A 19215-nucleotide genomic window follows, 5' to 3' on the forward strand; every position below is an offset into this window, starting at 1 on the left:
TCCCCGACATCATACTGTCACTCTCTATGTGCGTACAATCACAAGCTGTTAGAATGAGCCGTGTTACCCTGAAAGCAGGGATGAGAACCATTCTCATTCCAAGCAGATATACTATGGCTGCAAGGGGGGACTGGCAATGAACAAGACGCTTGATCTGACGAAAACAGTGTACGACTTATGCGCATCCGATTCCGATATGATTCGCATTATGCAGTCATTGGGGTTTGAGCAGATTGCGAATCCCGTCTTATTAAATACGGCCGGCCGCATCATGACGATTCCTCGGGGAGCCAAGGCCAAGGGAATCGATATGGACGTTATTATTGATACATTCGAACGCGAAGGTTATCACGTCATCGGCAAGGAGGGGATCCGCAATGAGTGAAATCATTAGCAACCGCGGGCGTCATGGTCACAAAACCAATCGGGAGCGGCAGGAACAGCTAAAGCAAATTATTAAACAACTCCATGAGGGTAAGCCGGTTGATGAAGTCAGAGCCCAATTTGAAGAGGCGGTGGGCGACGTCACGGTGGCGGAAATCTCGGCGCTTGAGCAGGCGCTGATTGGCGAAGAAGGAATTCCGGTCGAGGAGGTGCAGCGTCTCTGCTCCGTCCATACCGCCGTCTTCAAGGGATCTATCCAAGAGCTGCACCGTTCTGCTCAGCCAGAGGAGCAGAACGGACATCCGGTTCATACGTTCAAGCTGGAAAATCGCGAGCTGGAGCGGCTGCTGCACTTCAAGCTTTCTCTTCATATGGATCGCTTCATGCAGGATGGAAGCGAGCGCAGCCGGGAGAAGGTGCTGGAAGATCTGAAGCTGATGATGGAGATAGATAAGCATTACAGCCGCAAGGAGAACTTGCTGTTTCCGTATTTGGAGCAGTACGGAATTCACGGCCCAACGCAGGTCATGTGGGGCGTCGACGATCGTATCCGGGCTGATGTGAAGGCGGTAAGACAGGCTATATGCGACTTGTCTTCCGACGACATTGAAGAACGGGAAGGCATCGCGGCACGTCTGCGCAGCCTTGTTCAAGAAATGGACGAGATGATTTTTAAGGAAGAAAATATATTGCTTCCCATGGCATTGCAGACATTGACAGAGGATGAATGGGTTCGCATTGCCGCAGAGAGCGGCGAGATCGGGTACTGCTTTATTGAGCGGCCCGCCGAATGGAAGCCTGAGCGTGCGCCGGCTGAATCCGAGGATACGGCCATAAGCGAAGGATATATCCGCCTGGAGACCGGCGTAGTGTCGTTGAAGCAGCTGGAACTGATCCTGAACCATCTTCCGGTTGATATCACGTTCATCGACGAGCATGATGTCGTTCGTTACTTTTCGCATGGCCCGGACCGCCTCTTTACGCGCACGAAGTCGGTCATCGGCCGTACGGTCCAGAATTGCCATCCGCCGCAGAGCGTGCATATCGTCAACCGGCTGCTGGATGATTTCAAATCGGGCGTAAGGGACGCAGAGGATTTCTGGATTCGAATGAAAGACAAGTATGTGCTGATTCGGTATTTTGCCATTCGAGATACGGATGGGCGCTATATGGGGACGTTGGAGTTTACGCAGAACATTGCGCCTCTTCAGGCCATCGAGGGTGAGAAGCGAATTTATTCCGGATTATCATAGGGTGTTCATGGATGTGGCCGTTTCCCGGTTCAGGCAGGGGCGGCCTTTTCTATAGTCGGATCCAGCCACAAAAATCCAGTTACAAACGCCGTGTACATAGCTCATACATATTGTTAATGAATTGTAACCGATTTACGTGGTTCCCGCTGGGTAGTTATGGTATAATGTAGACATCAAAGGAGGAGTGTCCTATGAATTACAAAGTTCGAGGTCAACACATTGAAGTGACAGACGCGCTGCTCGATTATGTCGAGAAGAAATTAGGGCGGCTGGAACGCTATTTCGAAGCTCCCCCTACGTCAGATGTCAACGTGACGCTGAGCGTAATACGCGACCTGCATATCGTTGAAGTGACGATTCCTTTGCCGGGCTTGCTGCTGCGAGCGGAAGATCGAAGCAAGGATATGTACGCATCCATCGATTCCGTTACGGACAAGCTGGAACGGCAAATCCGCAAGCATAAGACCAAGGTCAACCGGAAGTTCCGTCAGACGGGCACCGATGCGTCTCTGTTCAGCGATGCGGCAACGCCAGTGCCGGTGGATGAGGAAGACCAGCTCGAAGTCGTACGGACCAAGCGCTTTACGCTGAAGCCGATGGACGTCGAGGAAGCAATTCTGCAGATGAATATGATTGGACATAGCTTTTTCGTCTTCTCGAACGCGGAGACGAAGGAAGTGAACGTAGTCTACCGCCGCACTGACGGGCGCTACGGCTTGATTGAACAAGGCTGATAACGGCTTGGCCGGCTCTGCTGCATTGCGATGTCAGAGTCTGCACCCAATACCCAAATTTGGACTGAGCCTATTTCCACAACGGAATGGGCTCTTTTCGCGTATATAATCTAGTAAGGATGTTTTTATATACAACCTGTGGGAACGTATGAAAAGTTTCATATTGTTTGCGAAAGCGAGACATTCACTCATTCTGCAAGGCAGGACGGCCTGAATTGGCGGAAATGCGCGAATTCCTGCCCTCCCAAGGTTGCGGGCGCCTTTTGAAACTGTTACAATTTATTGCAAAACGAGTCAACGCCGCCATTCCCGAATCCACCCGCTCCGCGGGGGTGGGATGGACGAAGAAATCACGAACGGATTTGCGTGAAAGGGGTTTAGCATGCTAGGACTTGTGAAAAAGATATTCGGTGATGCCAACGAGCGCGAAGTGAAACGGTTAATGAAGACCGTGGACGTGATCAATGGCATGGAGCCGGAATTCGCGAAACTAACGGATGAAGAACTGCGTGGAAAGACGGAGGAATTCCGCGCCCGTCTCGAGAAGGGCGACACGCTGGATCAATTGCTGCCTGAAGCGTTCGCTACCGTCCGCGAAGCGGGCAAGCGCGTGTTGAACAAGCGTCACTATGATGTGCAGCTGCTTGGCGGTATGGTGCTTCATGAAGGCAAAATCGCCGAAATGAAAACCGGGGAAGGGAAGACACTCGTCGGGACCTTGCCCGTCTACTTGAACGCCCTCGCCGGCAAGGGCGTGCATGTTGTCACGGTCAATGATTATTTGGCAACGCGTGACAGCGAAGAGATGGGGCAAATTTATCAATTCCTGGGTATGACGGTCGGCTTGAACCTGGCCGGCATGGATCCTCAAATGAAGCAGGAAGCCTATGCGTGCGATATTACGTATGGCACCAACAATGAGTACGGCTTCGATTACTTGCGCGACAACATGGTGCTCTATAAGGAACAAATGGTTCAGCGCCCGCTGAACTTTGCCATTATTGATGAAGTGGATTCCATCCTGATCGACGAAGCGCGGACGCCGCTGATTATTTCCGGACAAGCCGCCAAGTCGACGGAGCTGTATCATATTGCGGATACGTTCGTGAAGACGTTGAAGCCGGAAGAGGACTATACGATCGACGTCAAGACTCGTCAAGTGGCGCTTACGGAAGCCGGGGTATCCAAGGCGGAGAAGGTGCTCGGCGTCGACAACCTCTTCGATGTCAAAAACGTGACGTTGAACCACCACGTGCTGCAGGCGCTCAAAGCGAATGCGATTATGCGCCGCGATGTCGACTATGTGGTGAATGACGGCGAGATCGTCATCGTCGATGAGTTCACGGGCCGCATGATGGCGGGCCGCCGCTATAGCGATGGTCTCCATCAGGCGATTGAAGCGAAGGAAAAGCTGGAAGTGCAGAACGAGAGCATGACGCTCGCGACGATCACGTTCCAGAATTACTTCCGGATGTACCGCAAGCTCGCCGGCATGACCGGTACGGCGAAGACGGAGGAAGAAGAATTCAAGAGCATCTATGGCCTCGAGGTCATTCAGATTCCGACGAACAAGCCGAACCAGCGGAAAGACGCGCCGGATGTCGTCTACAAGACGGAGAACGCGAAATACAACGCGGTCGTCGAAGAGATTGTGAAGCGGCACCAGATGCAGCAGCCGGTGCTTGTCGGTACGGTATCGATCGAGAACTCGGAGCTGCTGTCGGATAAGCTGCGCAAGAAGGGCATCAAGCATCAGGTCCTGAATGCGAAGTTCCATAGAGAGGAAGCCGAGATTATTTCCCGCGCGGGGCAGCCGGGTCAAGTTACAATCGCGACCAATATGGCCGGACGCGGTACGGATATTATTCTGGGCGAAGGAGTGCCCGAGCTTGGCGGTCTGCATATTATCGGGACGGAGCGCCATGAGAGCCGCCGGATAGACAACCAGCTCCGCGGCCGTGCCGGACGCCAGGGCGACCCGGGCTCGACGCAGTTCTATCTGTCGCTCGGCGACGAGCTGATGCGCCGCTTCGGCGCGGACAACGTGCTCGGCATGATGGAGCGCCTCGGCTTCGAGGAAGATCAGCCAATTGAGTCGAAGCTGATTACGCGCGCGGTAGAATCGGCGCAGAAGCGGGTCGAAGGCAATAACTTCGACTTGCGCAAAGTCGTCCTTCAATATGACGACGTGATGAACCAGCAGCGCGAAATTATTTACCGTCAGCGCCGCGAGGTGCTGGAGGCGGAAAATATCCGCCAGATCGTGATGGATATGATCAAGCCTTGCATCGAGCGTACTGTCGATGCGCACTGCAACGAGGATGATATTCCGGAAAACTGGGAATTGCAGGAGATCGTCGATTATATGCACCGGACGATGCTTGATGAAGATACGATTACAAAGGATGATCTGTGGGGCAAGGAGAAGGACGAGATCGTCGAGTTCCTGTTCGACAAGGTCGTGGCACAGTATACCGAGCGGGAAGAGCGTCTGGGAGAGGAACTTGTGCGCGAGTTCGAGAAGGTTGTTGTGCTTCGCGCGGTCGACTCCAAATGGATGGATCATATCGATGCGATGGATCACCTTCGCCAGGGCATTCACTTGCGCGCGTACGGCGGTACCGATCCGCTCCGTGAATACCAGTTCGAGGGCTACGAGATGTTCAACAACATGGTCGCTTCCATTCAGGAAGAAGTAGCCCAATATATCATGAAGGCTCGTGTTGAGCAGAACGTGGAACGCCAAGCTGTAGTCGACGAGAGCAAAATGTCGACCAACGCCGAGCCGGCGGTCAAGCGTCCGGTTGCCAAGGGCGAAACGATTGGCCGGAACGACCCTTGCCCTTGCGGTAGCGGCAAGAAATACAAACAATGCCACGGTAAGCAAGATTAAAAGAATGGAGCTGCCCGCCAGGCAAGTCTCCGCTGTGTGTGTTCTATAACCATTACACCAGGAGGCACTGTCTAAGCATGGCAATAAGCCGACGAGAAGGACGGGCGGCATAGAAGTGAGCCGCCCGTTATTCGGATCGGAGGGAATGGAATGACTTCCCTTCCCATACAATATGGTCGAGGTGACAGCAGATGATTGATGCAAGTGTACGCCATCAATTGCGGGATATCGCAGCCAAATTGACCAACCTTAGGGGGTCTCTTTGACTTCGATCTGAAGCAAGAGATGATAGCGAACTACGAAGAGAAGATGTCGGCGCCGGACTTCTGGGACGATAACGAGCGGGCGCAAGGCCTTATTAGCGAGCTGAACGCCATCAAGGGCATCGTCGAGGAGTATAGCAAGCTGCAGCAGGACTATGAGGACACGCAGATGATGCTGGAGCTCGCAGAAGAGGAAAATGAGGAAGGCCTCGCCCAGGAGCTGGGAGAGAGCGTGAAGCAGCTGTATGGGCGGGTCGAGCAGTTCGAGCTTCAACTGCTGCTCAGCGAGCCGTACGACAAGATGAACGCCATCCTGGAGCTTCATCCGGGCGCCGGCGGCACGGAGTCCCAGGATTGGGGCCAGATGCTGCTGCGCATGTATACGCGCTGGGCGGAGCAGCGGGGCTTCAAGGTCGAGGTGCTGGACTACCTTCCGGGGGACGAAGCCGGGATCAAGAGCGTGACGCTGCTGATCAAGGGATATAACGCGTACGGCTACTTGAAGGCGGAGAAAGGCGTTCACCGGCTGGTGCGCATCTCTCCATTCGATTACTCGGGCAGACGCCACACGTCCTTCGTGTCCTGCGATGTCGTTCCCGAGATTACGGATGATGTCGACATCGAGGTACGGAATGAAGAGTTGAAGATTGACACGTACCGGGCCAGCGGCGCCGGCGGCCAGCATATCAATACGACGGATTCGGCCGTGCGGATTACGCATATTCCGACCGGCATCGTCGTGACATGCCAGACGGAGCGCTCCCAGATCAAAAACCGCGAACGGGCGATGACCCTCCTGCGATCCAAATTGTACGAACGCAAGATCGAAGAGCAGCAGAAGCAGCTTGCCGAAATCCGCGGGGATCAGATGGATATCGCGTGGGGCAGCCAGATTCGTTCGTACGTGTTTCACCCGTACAGCATGGTCAAGGACCATCGCACCCAGGTGGAGACGGGCAACGTCGGCGCCGTCATGGACGGCGACATCGACGAATTCATCGAAGCGTATTTGCGCACATTGATCCAACCCGCTTCCGAATCTTAATCGAGGTTGTTCCGTTCGAAAAGCCAGGCTTTTGGAACGTACTCTAATATAGACCGACTCGCCACCTGCGCCGATGTTCACATCGGGGCAGGTTTTTTTCTGCACGGCAACGCTTCACTTTACTAGAGTGGGGGCCTGTAATGGAAGCAATACTATGATGGACGATGTCCATGATTTGCAATTATGGTAAACAAGGAGAGACGCAATCGTTATGCCAACTCAATCTCATTCCCAATCTCAAGCGCAAGCCTCCTCGGGATCTTCCCGCAAGCCGCGGCGCCGCGAACCCCGGCTGCCCTATCATCATCCGCTCCGGATCGTGCTTGACTACGGCTGGATCTTGCTTGGCGCATTCATTATGGCGCTGACGTTCAACAGTCTGATGCTGCCGAACCGCATCGCCTCCGGCGGCATCTCCGGTCTGTCCATTCTGCTGGAAAAGCAGTTCGGCTGGAACCCGGCCTACACCCAGTATTCTTTCAATATACCGTTATTCATTATCGGCGTTCTGCTGCTCGGCAAGCAGTTCGGGGTACGGACATTCGTCGGTTCGCTGGCGCTGCCGACCTTTATCTTTCTGACGAGCCACATCGAGCCGGCGACGGATAATGCCCTGCTGGCGTCCATATTCGGCGGCATCGGCATCGGCCTGGGCCTCGGCATTGTCTTCCGCGGGCGCGGCTCGACGGGGGGCAACGCCATCTCGGCGCAGCTCCTGCACCGGTACGGACGCATCAGTCTCTCGCTATCCGTCGCGATCTGCGACGGCATCATCATCGCGCTGGCCGGCTTCATGCTCTCGTTCGAGAGCGCCATGTATGCGCTGATCGCATTGTTCATTACAAGTAAGACGATTGACATCGTCCAGGTTGGCCTCGGCTCGACGAAGGTCGCCTTCATCATCAGCGAGGAGGCCGAGCGCATGTCGGAGGTTATCCTCCATGATCTCGATCGCGGCTTGACGAAGCTGCGCGGGGAAGGCGGCTTCACGGGGGAAGGAAGAACCGTATTGATGGTCGTCGTCGGCCAGACGGAGATTATCAGGCTGAAGGAGCTGGTCCGCTCCGTCGATCGCCAAGCCTTCGTCATTATTAGCGACACGAATGAAGTGCTGGGAGAAGGGTTCAAGCTGTCTCCCGAACGGCCGTAAGCAGAGCAACAGCCACAAAATATTCCTCCACAGATGGAGTCTGGACATTTCCCTGAATTGTTCAGACTCTTTTCCTTAATATTAATGTAAACTTTCTTGACTTGGGCAGTCAGCCAATGATACGATTATTACAGAATTGTTACCTACATAAAAACGGGAAGATACTCTTTTTACATAAGGAGACGACTCCCCCAAGCGATTCCATCATAATATATACGATGGATAGAGATGATAAGATTCATCTGCCAGAACCACGGCATGAACTAACCGGCCGATAGATGACTGAGTTATGGGAGGTGCATAAATGGCAGTGACGAACAATCGAATCCGCGGGAATCCGTGCGCGCTTCTCATCGTGGTGCTTATACTCATCACCTCGATAATCATGCCGATGCATGTCGATTTTCATCCGGTTACGGAAGAGTCGCCGAAGCAAATGGCTGAACCGTATACGTATACCATTGTTAGCACGAGGCCGAACGTCATGGTGAAGTTCGTCGGCCCGCCCCCGATTATTACGACCCCCTCAATTCTGAAATGGAGCATTCCATCTGAAAGTAGACCTCATAGTTTTCATTTTTTGGCATTTATTGCGATTGCGCTCAAATGTTTATTTCTGATGCCCGTAAAATTCACCTCGGCATTCGTGGACAAAGCCATGCGCACAGCTGGCAAAGCCGGGAGCAAAAAGCTGAATCATTACGATAGTGGAGGGAATCACATTGAATATCAGGCAATCGGATTTACCGGGAATTGGTCGGAAGTACTCTATGGAGACAGCGAGCGGAGACAAGCTGGTTATTATTATTCATGACGACGGCCGCCGGGAAATGTACCATTTCGACGAGGAAGATCCCGAGCTTATTCTGTCGACGGTAACGTTGGAGGATGAGGAGGCCCGCATGATCGCCGGCATCATCGGCGGATTGAATTATCAGCCGAAAGCATTGGAAACGGTAGAGATGGCACTGAACGACCTTGTCATTGAATGGTACAAACTGGATTCGCATGCAAAATGCATCGGCAAACGCATCGGGGAATTGAAGATTCGCGAGCGGACGGGCGCGACCATCATCGCCGTAGTCGAGAAAAATCAATCGAAGCACATTAATCCGGGACCGGATTATCAATTTGCACCGAATACGACGCTGGTAGTCACCGGGGAAAGGCAGCATCTGAAAGCGCTGAAAGCATTTTTGTCTACTGGATGCGATGAGAGTTGATGAGGGGAGGCGGCGCTAAGCCGCATCTATATATGCTGCTATCCCTATGTACAAAGGGGGATATATGGATACATTAATTTTTGAAATTGGACTGGCGATAGCCTTAATTACGATCGTAGGACTCGTGTCGAACAAGCTCCGGTTTTCGGTCATCCCGTTCTATATTTTGATTGGGATGGCCGTCGGACCGCATGCTCCCCATTTCGGAGTCATCGACCTGCGGTTCATTGAGAGCGGAGTATTTATTGATTTCATGGGACGCATTGGCGTGCTGTTCCTGTTATTCTATCTCGGGTTGGAGTTTTCCGTCAGCCGGCTGTTGAAGTCGGGCAAATCGATTGTCGTCGGCGGGTTATGCTACATCGGGATTAATTTCGTCTCGGGTCTGCTGCTCGGATGGCTGATGGGCTTCCCGCTCAAAGAGACGATGGTTATTTGCGGCATCATGACGAGCTCTTCCACCGCCATCGTGGCGAAGGTGCTCGTCGATCTGAAGCGGACGGCCAACCCCGAGACCGAAATTATTATGGGCATGATTATGTTCGATGATTTATTCATCGCCGTGCATATTTCGATTTTGTCCGGGCTGGTGCTGAGCGGAGACAGCTCATTCTGGAGCGTGCTCCTGACTTCACTGTCGGCTTTGATCTTCATTCTGCTCTTCCTGTTCATCGGACGGAGGTTCATTCCTTTTATCGACAAAGGCCTGAATATCAAGTCGGCTGAGCTGTTCCTGCTCGTCATCATCTCGGCGCTGTTCCTGACGGCAGGCTTCTCGGAGACCTTCCATGTCGCGGAGGCCATCGGGGCCTTGATGGTCGGCATGGTACTGGCGGAATCGAGCCATGTAAAGCGGATTGAACATTATATTTTGCCGTTCCGCGATCTGTTCGGCGCGATCTTCTTCTTCAGCTTCGGCTTGACGATTGACCCGACCTCGCTGTTCGGAGCGGTATGGGTAGCTTCTGCTTACGATTATCGGAAATATGCTGCCCGGCTATATCGCGGGACGCGTGGCCGGCATTTCCGGGCGTGCCTCGATGAACATCGGCTTTACGCTTGTGTCCAGGGGCGAATTCTCAATCATTATGGCCAATATCGGGAAAATGGGCGGACTGCTGCCCGTCGTTCAGTCGTTCGCCGTACTGTATGTGCTCATATTGGCTGTCTTGGGCCCGTTACTGACCAAGGAGTCAGAGCGAATATACGGATTGTTCGGCAAGCCGCGGCAGCGGCAGAAGCCCAAGCCGAAGCAGCAGCATAAGGAAATGTAACGCGTGCTCCGCATAGATCAGCTCTGGTTGCGGAAGCGTTTATAGACTCGTAAGAAAAAGGCATGATGAGGAGAAGCTTGCAGCTTCCCTCCCCATGCCTTTTTCCATTAGGGAAGGGAAAAGAAAAGGAAATTGGAAAAGTGGTTGTATTTATATAAACTCGGATGTATAATGATACATAAATTATTGCGCCGGAACGTTTTTCTACTGAATGGCAAAGAAATGGAGAGAGCGAGAAATGGGGAAGGAACAGGCATTGAAGGTAGCGATTGTCGGCTCGACGGGCTATGGCGGCGTGGAACTGATTCGTCTCCTGCTGAATCACCCGCATGTAGACATTGCGTCTGTCATCTCGGCATCGAGCGCCGGGACGCCGATAGCGGCAGGATTTCCTCATCTGCTTGAGATCGTGACCGACACGCTCGACGGGGTCGATCCGGATCTGATTAAGAGCAAGGCCGATGTCGTTTTCACGGCGACGCCTTCGGGCGTCAGCGCCAAGCTCGTGCCGCAGCTGCTGGAGGCGGGCCTCAAGGTGATCGACTTATCCGGGGATTTCCGGTTGAAGGACGGGACGGAATATACGAAATGGTATAAACATGAGGCGCCGCCCGCCGAGATGCTGGAGGAAGCGGTGTACGGCCTGTGCGAATGGAGCGGCCGCGCGGAGCAGGTGAAGGGACGAAGGCTGATCTCCAATCCGGGCTGTTATACGACGGCCGCGCTGCTTGGTCTTGCGCCTGCGGTCCAGGCGGGCTGGATCGATCCAGGGACGATCATTATCGACGCCAAGTCCGGCGTGTCCGGAGCGGGCCGGGGCGTAAGCCTGAATGTTCATTACGCGGAGATGAATGAGAACTTCAGGGCTTACAAGGTCAACAAGCACCAGCATATTCCGGAGATCGAGCAGCTGCTGGGCGAGGCGGCGGGAGCGCCGGTAACCGTGACCTTTACGACCCATCTGACGCCGATGACGCGCGGCATTCTGTGCACGATGTACAGCGCGCTGACCGGGGGTTATACGGAGCAGGACTTCATTCGGCTCTATATGGAGAGCTACGCGGGGCGGCGCTTCGTCCGCATACGTCCGCAAGGAGAGCTTCCGGCGACGAAGGAAGTGTTCGGCTCGAACTATTGCGATATCGGCTTCGCGGTCGATGCGCGGACGAAGCGGGTGACGGTCATTTCCGTCCTCGATAACGTCGTCAAGGGAGCGGCCGGGCAGGCCATCCAGAATTTGAATCTGATGATGGGCTGGGAGGAGAGTTGCGGACTGCAGCTCGCTCCGGTCTACCCCTAATCGCAGGTTACCATTTCAGAAGAAGAAGGTCGATCCCTTATGAAAAATAGAGAAAACTTGCTTATCGCCACAGAGGCGCCCTATAAGGTATTTCCCGGTTCGGTCACGACGCCGCTTGGCTTCCGGGCGGGAGGTCTGCATTGCGGATTGAAAAAAACCGATCGCAATGATCTCGGCGCCATCGTATGCGACGTGGCAGCGACGGCGGCGGCGGTCTACACGACGAACGCCTTCCAGGCGGCCCCGCTGGGCGTAACGCGCGCCAGTCTGGCGGAAGACGGCACGCTGCGCGCCGTGATCGTCAACAGCGGCAACGCCAACGCCTGCACCGGCAAGCAGGGCGAGGCGGACGCGTACCGCATTCGCCGCGGCTTCGCCGAGCAGTTGGGCGTCGCGCCGCATGAGGTGGCGGTCGCTTCGACCGGGGTCATCGGCGAGCCGCTGAAGATGGATTGCGTCGAACGGGGCATGGCGGCTTTGCCTGCCCGGCTCACGGCGGAGGCGGATGGCGCCGGGCAATTCGCGCAGGCGATTCTGACGACGGACCTCGTCAAGAAGGAAGCCTGCGCGGCGGTAACCGTGAACGGCAAGACGGTTACCGTCGCAGGCGCGGCCAAAGGCTCCGGCATGATACATCCGAACATGGCGACGATGCTCGGCTTCGTCACGACCGACGCGGCGGTTGAGCGCTCCGCGCTGGAACGGCTGCTGCGGCAGACGACCGATGTGACGTTCAATATGATTACGGTGGACGGCGACACGAGCACGAACGATATGCTGCTTGCGATGGCCAGCGGCCTGGCGGGCAATGAACCGCTGCACGAAGGCCATCCGGACTGGGCGGCGTTCGCCGCCGCCTTCCGCTATATCTGTTGCCAGCTGGCGCAGGCGATTGCCCGCGACGGCGAAGGGGCGACGAAGCTCATCGAGGTGAACGTTACGGGCGCGGCGACCGAGGACGCGGCCCGGGCGATTGCGAAATCGATTATCGGCTCCAGCCTCGTCAAGTCCGCCGCTTTCGGGGCGGATGCGAACTGGGGGCGGATTATCGCGGCGGTCGGCTGCTCGGATCAGCCGGTGAACGTCGACACCGTCGATATTCATATCGGGCCGATCGAGGTGCTGAAGCAATCGACGCCGGTGCCGTTCGATGAAGAGGCGGCGCTGGACTATTTGAAGGGCGACACGGTGCATATCCAGGTCGACCTGCATATGGGCAGCGGCGAAGCGACGGCATGGGGCTGCGACCTGACCTATGATTATGTCCGCATTAATGCGGCTTACCGGACGTAGATAGCCGGTGAATATTTGAGTGGATTAATCATTTATCCAGCTAAGAAAGTAGACGTTAATAAAGTTAATAAATAGGGGTAATGGGCTGAAAGTGAGATGAGCTTCCCGTTGGAGAGGGGGATGGATCTTGCACACGTTGTCTCAGGAGCAGGGAACCGAGATGAAGCGCTCCGTGCGGACGGAACGGTTCGTTATGAAATGCGGAGGCAGCACCCTGGCGGCGCTGCCCGATACATTCTATCAGCAGCTGGCGCAGCTGCAGGCGAAAGGCATGATGCCGGTCATCGTGCACGGCGGCGGTCCGGCAATCTCGGCGATGCTCGACAAGCTCGGCATCGAGAGCGAGTTCGTAGGCGGACTGCGCAAGACGGACGAGGCGGTGCTGGACGTCGTGGAGATGGTGCTGGCCGGACAGATCAACAAGCAGATTGTCCGGCGCTTGACCGGGACGGGCGCGCGTGCGGTCGGCCTGTCGGGCACGGATGGCGGGCTTATCCAGGCCCGGCCGGTCTCCAACCGGGCGGAAGTCGGCTACGTCGGCGACGTGACCCGGGTGAATGCCGAACTCGTAGAGGCGCTGATCAGCCGGCAGTATATGCCCGTCATCGCGCCGCTCGGACTCGATGGCGGCGGACAGCGCTACAACATTAACGCGGACACGGCGGCCGGCGCGATCGCCGCGCATCTCGGCGTGGAACGGCTCATCGTCATTACCGATGTGCCGGGAATTATGAAGATGAACGACGGCGTCCGCACCGTTCTCCCCGTCGTGACGACAGAGGCGATCGAGGCGATGATCGCGAGCGGGGAGATTTACGGCGGGATGATTCCGAAGGTGCGCGCCGCGATGCAGTGCATGGCGGGCGGCGTGAAGGAAGTCGTCATCGCGGACGGAGCGGAGCCCGGAATATTGCGCCGCCTGATGAGCGGCGAGACGATCGGCACGCGAATCGTGCAGGAAGAGGATAAGTCCAGCGGTATGATGTCAAGTCCCTGATTGATGAGAATTGGAAAATTTCCTTGGCGTGCAGCAGGATCAATCCCAAAAAAGGCATCACCAAACTAGACCCAGTCGAAAATTAAGTAAAATACCATAATTTAACTGGGAATTAGAGAAGAAAATTCATGAGCCAAGGCATTATTGCTCTGTCGGCTTCACCTTCCTTCTGGGCGTATAGAGTTGGTCGTTGCGTAGCAGCACATCGACCAGACGCACAAGTTTTCTTGCCGTTAAGACGAGGGCACGTTTGTGTTGATGCTTAGGGACTTCATTGAATTTCTTCCGGTAGTACTCCCCGAATTCCGGGTCGCGGTTTTTTACCGAGTTGGCAGCTTCAACAAGGTAGTAGCGAAGGAATCGGTTGCCGGAACGAATGCGCTTTGTATCTTCCGCCTCGAAGGAGCCGGATTGGTGCTTGCGCCACGTCAGACCCGCATACTTGGCCAAGGCGGCTTGATCCGTGAAGCGGTCGATGTCGCCGATCTCGGCCAGGATGCCTGCGGCATAGACCCGATCAATGCCCGGAATGGAACGGAGGCACTGGCTGCTGGAAATGCCGTCTAAAATGCGCTCAATCGCCTTGTCGAGCTCTTTAAGCTGACTCTGGATGCTCCGGATCGACTGAATTGAGGTGCCCAGCACCAAATCAATGGAATCCTCGACAACCTTCGAGAGACGGTACGAGGCCCGAGCCGCCTTTTGAATACAGCGGGCGACGTGTTCGGGATCGGGGAAACGATTTCTCCCCTTGTCCTTGAGATAGTCAGCCAAACGGGCGACATCCATATTCGCCATCTCATCCAGACTATACTTTTCCGAGAGCATTTCCATGATGGCATGGCCGAACACGGAACTGTCCACCTCCGCGCGAAAAGCATTGCACTTGTAGAACAGATTTTGCAAAAAGTATTGCTTCTCGCGGGTAAGGTTGTGTACGAGATGGAATCGCATGCGAGTGAGCCGCTGCAAGGCGATGTACTGTTCCTGCATCACGATAGTCGTCGTGAGTCTGCCAAAACGCAGGCGGTCTGCAATGATCCAGGCATCGATGCGATCGGTTTTGTCCAGGTCGGCATAAGCGTCTTTGAATTTGTTAATCAGCTTCGGATTAATGGTGAACACCTTGGCATTCAATTGTTGAAGGGCCTCATCTTCATGCAAGTACATGGCTGGATGCCAGCTGTAGACGGATGTGGCTTCAAGCCCGATATGAACCTCAGAGCAGGCTGTCTTGACCGCAGCAGAAATGATGCGATCCCGCAAGTAAGAGGCGCCGTGCAGATTGTTGGTGGTCTTGAAGGTCTCCAGGGTGTCGCCATCCGATTTCATCAAACAGGCTTCCAGTTCTTCGGAACTGACGTCAATACCGACAAAAAGCTTCAAGAGAATTCCTCCTTTCTATAAGGGATTCAGGGAACGGACTCTCCGGACTGTCTCCGGCGCACTCGCCGATCAATCACCCTCGCATATGAGAACACGCTTCGGTTCATGAGCTGCCCCGACGCTGCTACAGTCGGGCATGAGTTGCCGAAGGGAACAGCCAGCGGGTAAGAAGTGCAAGCGAGTACCGGAGAAACAGACTTAAAAAGTAGATTGGACTACAGGAGGGAGACGAATTTCCCCGAATGGAACCCTAAGTTCCATTGTCCAGAGACATTCCGGAAAGTCCAGTCCCCATATTAATTTTCAATGTGCAAGCTGGAAATTTTGAAGGCATTCTATGTTCCTATAAAGGACTGGAAAAAGACTCAAAACTGCCTTCAGGAAATACTATACGAGGAGGGAGTACAGTGACACAGGCGGATCATATTACACCATCATTATTGCCAACCTATGCGCGCTATCCAATCACACTCGTGAAAGGAAGCGGCAGCCGATTGTGGGATGATCGGGGCAACGCGTATTTGGACTTTATGAGCGGCATCGCTGTCGCGAATCTGGGGCATGTGCCGGAGCGGGTCAAGGCGCGCGTGCAGGAGCAGTTGGATACGCTCTGGCATGTCTCCAACCTGTTCCGCATTCCGCAGCAGGAGCAGGCGGCCGAATGGCTGACGAACCATACCTGCGCGGACGCGGTCTTTTTTTGCAATAGCGGGGCGGAGGCCAATGAGGCTGCGATCAAGCTGGCCCGCCGCTATCACGCCAAAGTGGCAAAGAACGGCCGCTGCGAGATCATTACGTTCCAGCAGTCGTTCCACGGCCGGACGCTGGCGACGCTGACGGCGACGGGGCAGGATAAGGTGAAGGATGGCTTTCACCCGCTGCCGGAAGGCTTCCGCTATGCGCCGTTCAACGATATCGACAGCTTGCGGGCGGCCGTGAACGAGAAGACAGCCGCTATCATGCTGGAGATCGTGCAGGCCGAAGGCGGCGTGCATACGATTAAGGCGGCCTTCGCCCAGGAAGTGGCGAAGCTGTGCGCCGAGCACGGGCTGCTGCTTATCATCGACGAGGTGCAGACCGGCATGGGCCGCACGGGAGCCCTGTTCGCGCATGAGCATTACGGGCTCGAGCCCGACATATTCACCGTGGCGAAGGGACTGGGCAGCGGATTCCCGGTTGGGGCGATGCTCGCCAAGGAGCATCTGCGCGAAGCCTTCGGTCCCGGCAGCCACGGCTCGACCTTCGGCGGCAATCCGCTCGCGATGTCCGCGGTCATCGGCACGATGGAGACGATGATCGAAGAGAAGGTCGCCCAGCGGGCCGGAGAGCGGGGCGCGTATCTGCTGAACTCGCTGAAGGTGAAGCTGAGCGACGTCCCGGTCGTAAAGGATGTCCGCGGCTTGGGGCTCATTATCGGCATCGAATGCAGCGAGCCGGCTGCGGACATCGTGGAAGCCGCCCGCGCCGCCGGATTGCTCGTCATTACGGCCGGTCCGAACGTCGTCCGGCTGCTGCCGAACCTGCTCGTCACGACGGAAGAGATCGATGAGGCGGTCTCGATTTTGCATCAAGTGCTGGAGGCGCGTTCGCGGACGAAGGCGCTCGTATAAATCCAATAAACACACGGAGCCTGCCGGGCGCTTGCGGCCGGCGGCTTGGGTTCACTAAAGAGGCAACAGGAATAGATTCGCGGCGAACCGCCGCAACGAGACGGATCACGGAGGTGGCTTTATGACATTGAGAGAGGCGAAGATTGATTTGCGGGGACGCGATTTCATCGCGCTGGCTGATTATACGAAGGAAGAGCTGGAATATTTAATCGATTTCGCGATCGAACTGAAGCGCAAGCAGAAGGCGGGGGAGGCGTACCGGCCGCTGGCGGGAAAGACGCTTGGCATGATTTTCGAGAAGTCGTCCACCCGGACGCGCGTCTCCTTCGAGGTGGGCATGTACCAGTTGGGCGGCCATGCGCTCTTTTTGAGCAAAAACGATCTGCAGTTAGGACGCGGAGAGACGATCCCGGATACGGCGCAGGTGATGTCGCGCTATTTGGACGGCATTATGATTCGGACGTTCGCCCATCGCACGGTCATTGATCTGGCGCGCAGCGCGACGATTCCGGTCATCAACGGACTGACGGATATGAGCCATCCGTGCCAGGCGCTGGCCGACTACCAGACGATTCTTGAACATAAAGGCCGTCTGGCCGGCTTGAAGGTGACTTATATCGGCGACGGCAACAATATGGCGAACTCGCTTATGATGGGCGCCGCGAAGCTTGGCGTCAACATGGCGGTCGCTTCGCCGGAAGGCTATGCGCCGGATGCGAATGTCATTGCCCAATGCAAGGAGCAGGCCGGACTGACCGGAGCGGAACTGCTTATCACTCAGGATGCCGCCGAAGCGGTGGCGGATGCAGATGTCATTTATACGGATGTGTGGGCCAGCATGGGCTTCGAGGAAGAGCAAAAAGTACGGGAACAAGCGTTCAAAAACTTCCAGGTGAACGAGGAGCTCGTGCGCTATGCGAAGCCGGACTACATCTTCATGCACTGCCTGCCGGCGCATCGCGGCGAAGAGGTAAGCGCGGACGTCATTGACGGCGGCAATTCGGTTATTTTCGACGAGGCGGAGAATCGCCTGCATGCACAGAAGGCTATCTTGGCAGCCTTGATGGGATAATGGGATAGCTGGGACAGCATTGCAGGAACGGGACGAAGAGGAACGGGGGAGACAGAAGTGGAAAAGATCAAAATCGTATTGGCGTATTCGGGCGGCCTCGATACGTCGGTTATCTTAGCCTGGCTAAAAGAAACCTATGACGCCGAAATCATCGCGTTCACCGCGGATGTGGGCCAAAAGGAAGAGCTGGACGGCCTCGAAGCGAAAGCGATCGCGACTGGCGCATCCACAGTATATATCGACGATCTCCAGGAGGAGTTCGCTCGCGATTTCATCTATCCGATGTTCCAGGCGGGCGCCCTGTATGAGGGCCAATACTTGCTCGGCACGAGCATCGCGCGGCCGCTGATTGCGAAGCACATGGTCGAGATCGCCCGCAAGGAAGGGGCCAAGTTCATCGCGCACGGCGCGACGGGCAAAGGCAATGACCAGGTGCGCTTCGAGCTGGCTGTCGCTTCGCTGGCGCCGGACATCGAAGTCATCGCCCCATGGCGCTCCGAAGAGTTCCGGGCCCAATTCCCGGGCCGTGCCGAGATGATCGCCTATGCGGAGAAGCATGGCATTCCGGTGCAGGCAACGGCGGCGAAGCCGTATTCGACCGACCGCAACCTGCTTCATATCAGCTTCGAGAGCGGCATGCTGGAGGATCCGTGGTTCGACGCGTCTGCCGACACCAACAAGGAAATGTACGTGCTGAGCGTGGCCCCGGAAGATGCGCCAGACGAAGCCGAGTACGTCGAATTGACATTCGAGCAGGGGAACTGCGTCGCGATCAACGGGGAACGCCTGACGCCGCTGCAGGTGATGAACAAGCTGAATGAGCTTGGCGGCAAGCACGGCATCGGCCGCGTAGACATGGTCGAGAACCGCTTCGTCGGCATGAAGAGCCGGGGCGTATACGAGACGCCGGGCGGCACGATTCTGTTCACTGCCCACCGGAAAATGGAGTCGCTCACGATGGACCGCGAGGTGATGCATCTGCGTGACTCGCTTATTCCGACATACAGCTCGATCGTGTACAACGGATTCTGGTTCGCGCCGGAACGGATTGCGATTCAAGCGCTCGTAGACGAGAGCCAAAAGCATGTGACAGGCACGGTTCGTCTGAAGCTGTACAAAGGCAATGTCATCGGCGCCGGCGTGCAGAGCCCGTTGAGCCTGTACAATCCGGATATCGCGACGATGGAAGCCGATCCGACTCAGACTTACGATCAGAATGACGCGACCGGCTTCATTCATCTGAACGCGCTCCGGCTGAAGGTCGCATCCGGCGTCCACGGAGCGAGCGTACACGGAGCGAAGCTGGAACCATAGACGGCACGGAACAGGCAGGCGTGA

Annotated in this window: 15 protein-coding genes and 1 pseudogene; 15 read left to right on the forward strand and 1 reads right to left on the reverse strand. The window is 55.7% G+C overall.

The window, feature by feature from the left end; translation table 11 throughout:
• Positions 1 to 136: 136 nt before the first annotated feature.
• From OCY70_RS30565 to argB, 12 genes and pseudogenes are all read left to right on the forward strand, one after another.
• Positions 137 to 385, forward strand: coding sequence for a DUF1858 domain-containing protein (locus tag OCY70_RS30565; RefSeq protein WP_261945306.1), 249 nt, complete (start codon positions 137 to 139; stop codon positions 383 to 385).
• Entirely contained in the window at positions 378 to 1637 is a 1260-nt protein-coding gene (locus tag OCY70_RS30570) for a DUF438 domain-containing protein (RefSeq protein WP_213428182.1), read from the forward strand. Before OCY70_RS30565 ends, OCY70_RS30570 begins: the two co-directional genes overlap by 8 nt.
• Positions 1638 to 1828: 191 nt before the next feature.
• On the forward strand, positions 1829 to 2371 hold the full coding sequence (gene hpf / locus OCY70_RS30575) for a ribosome hibernation-promoting factor, HPF/YfiA family (protein WP_213428183.1): 543 nt from the start codon (positions 1829 to 1831) through the stop codon (positions 2369 to 2371).
• Between the two features lie 382 nt (positions 2372 to 2753).
• On the forward strand, positions 2754 to 5264 hold the full coding sequence (gene secA, locus OCY70_RS30580; RefSeq protein WP_213428184.1) for a preprotein translocase subunit SecA: 2511 nt from the start codon (positions 2754 to 2756) through the stop codon (positions 5262 to 5264).
• A gap of 191 nt (positions 5265 to 5455) precedes the next feature.
• Positions 5456 to 6572 (forward strand): peptide chain release factor 2 gene (gene prfB, locus OCY70_RS30585; protein WP_213428185.1). Its coding sequence is split into 2 segments (ribosomal slippage): positions 5456 to 5527 and positions 5529 to 6572, totalling 1116 coding nucleotides; the frame shifts between segments, so codons are not numbered across the junction.
• A 211-nt stretch (positions 6573 to 6783) separates the two neighbouring features.
• Positions 6784 to 7722 (forward strand): YitT family protein, encoded by a 939-nt coding sequence (locus OCY70_RS30590; RefSeq protein ID WP_213428186.1) that lies wholly within the window; start codon positions 6784 to 6786, stop codon positions 7720 to 7722.
• A gap of 304 nt (positions 7723 to 8026) precedes the next feature.
• A complete protein-coding gene (locus tag OCY70_RS30595) occupies positions 8027 to 8536 on the forward strand; it encodes a hypothetical protein (protein ID WP_213428195.1) in 510 nt (169 codons plus the stop codon).
• Positions 8493 to 8945 carry a cation:proton antiporter regulatory subunit gene (locus tag OCY70_RS30600; RefSeq protein WP_168179091.1) on the forward strand — a complete coding sequence of 151 codons (453 nt, stop codon included), beginning with the start codon at positions 8493 to 8495 and terminating at the stop codon, positions 8943 to 8945. The genes OCY70_RS30595 and OCY70_RS30600 overlap by 44 nt, the downstream gene beginning before the upstream one ends.
• A 64-nt stretch (positions 8946 to 9009) precedes the next feature.
• Positions 9010 to 10219, forward strand: a pseudogene (locus OCY70_RS30605) (cation:proton antiporter).
• A gap of 238 nt (positions 10220 to 10457) precedes the next feature.
• On the forward strand, positions 10458 to 11519 hold the full coding sequence (argC, locus tag OCY70_RS30610; RefSeq protein WP_213428187.1) for an N-acetyl-gamma-glutamyl-phosphate reductase: 1062 nt from the start codon (positions 10458 to 10460) through the stop codon (positions 11517 to 11519).
• A 39-nt stretch (positions 11520 to 11558) separates the two neighbouring features.
• Positions 11559 to 12812: a bifunctional glutamate N-acetyltransferase/amino-acid acetyltransferase ArgJ gene (gene argJ, locus OCY70_RS30615; RefSeq protein WP_213428188.1), complete on the forward strand. Its 1254-nt coding sequence runs from the start codon at positions 11559 to 11561 to the stop codon at positions 12810 to 12812.
• Positions 12813 to 12939: 127 nt separating this feature from the next.
• Positions 12940 to 13809, forward strand: coding sequence for an acetylglutamate kinase (gene argB / locus OCY70_RS30620; RefSeq protein ID WP_373871455.1), 870 nt, complete (start codon positions 12940 to 12942; stop codon positions 13807 to 13809).
• A 141-nt stretch (positions 13810 to 13950) separates the two neighbouring features.
• Here argB and OCY70_RS30625 read toward each other — a convergent pair whose 3' ends face one another.
• A complete protein-coding gene (locus tag OCY70_RS30625; RefSeq protein ID WP_261944499.1) occupies positions 13951 to 15195 on the reverse strand; it encodes an IS110 family transposase in 1245 nt (414 codons plus the stop codon).
• Positions 15196 to 15602: 407 nt separating this feature from the next.
• On the opposite strand from OCY70_RS30625, the gene OCY70_RS30630 reads away from it, so the two are divergent.
• The 3 genes from OCY70_RS30630 (at position 15603) to OCY70_RS30640 (ending at position 19191) form a co-directional block, all read left to right on the forward strand.
• The gene (locus tag OCY70_RS30630; protein WP_283776826.1) at positions 15603 to 16805 is read left to right on the forward strand and encodes an acetylornithine transaminase; all 1203 of its coding nucleotides are present in this window, start codon (positions 15603 to 15605) and stop codon (positions 16803 to 16805) included.
• Positions 16806 to 16926: 121 nt separating this feature from the next.
• A complete protein-coding gene (gene argF / locus OCY70_RS30635) occupies positions 16927 to 17877 on the forward strand; it encodes an ornithine carbamoyltransferase (protein ID WP_213429937.1) in 951 nt (316 codons plus the stop codon).
• Positions 17878 to 17934: 57 nt separating this feature from the next.
• Entirely contained in the window at positions 17935 to 19191 is a 1257-nt protein-coding gene (locus OCY70_RS30640) for an argininosuccinate synthase (protein ID WP_261945305.1), read from the forward strand.
• Positions 19192 to 19215: the final 24 nt, after the last annotated feature.

It is taken from the genome of Paenibacillus melissococcoides (assembly GCA_944800085.1).
In the GTDB taxonomy this organism is placed as follows: domain Bacteria; phylum Bacillota; class Bacilli; order Paenibacillales; family Paenibacillaceae; genus Paenibacillus_B; species Paenibacillus_B melissococcoides.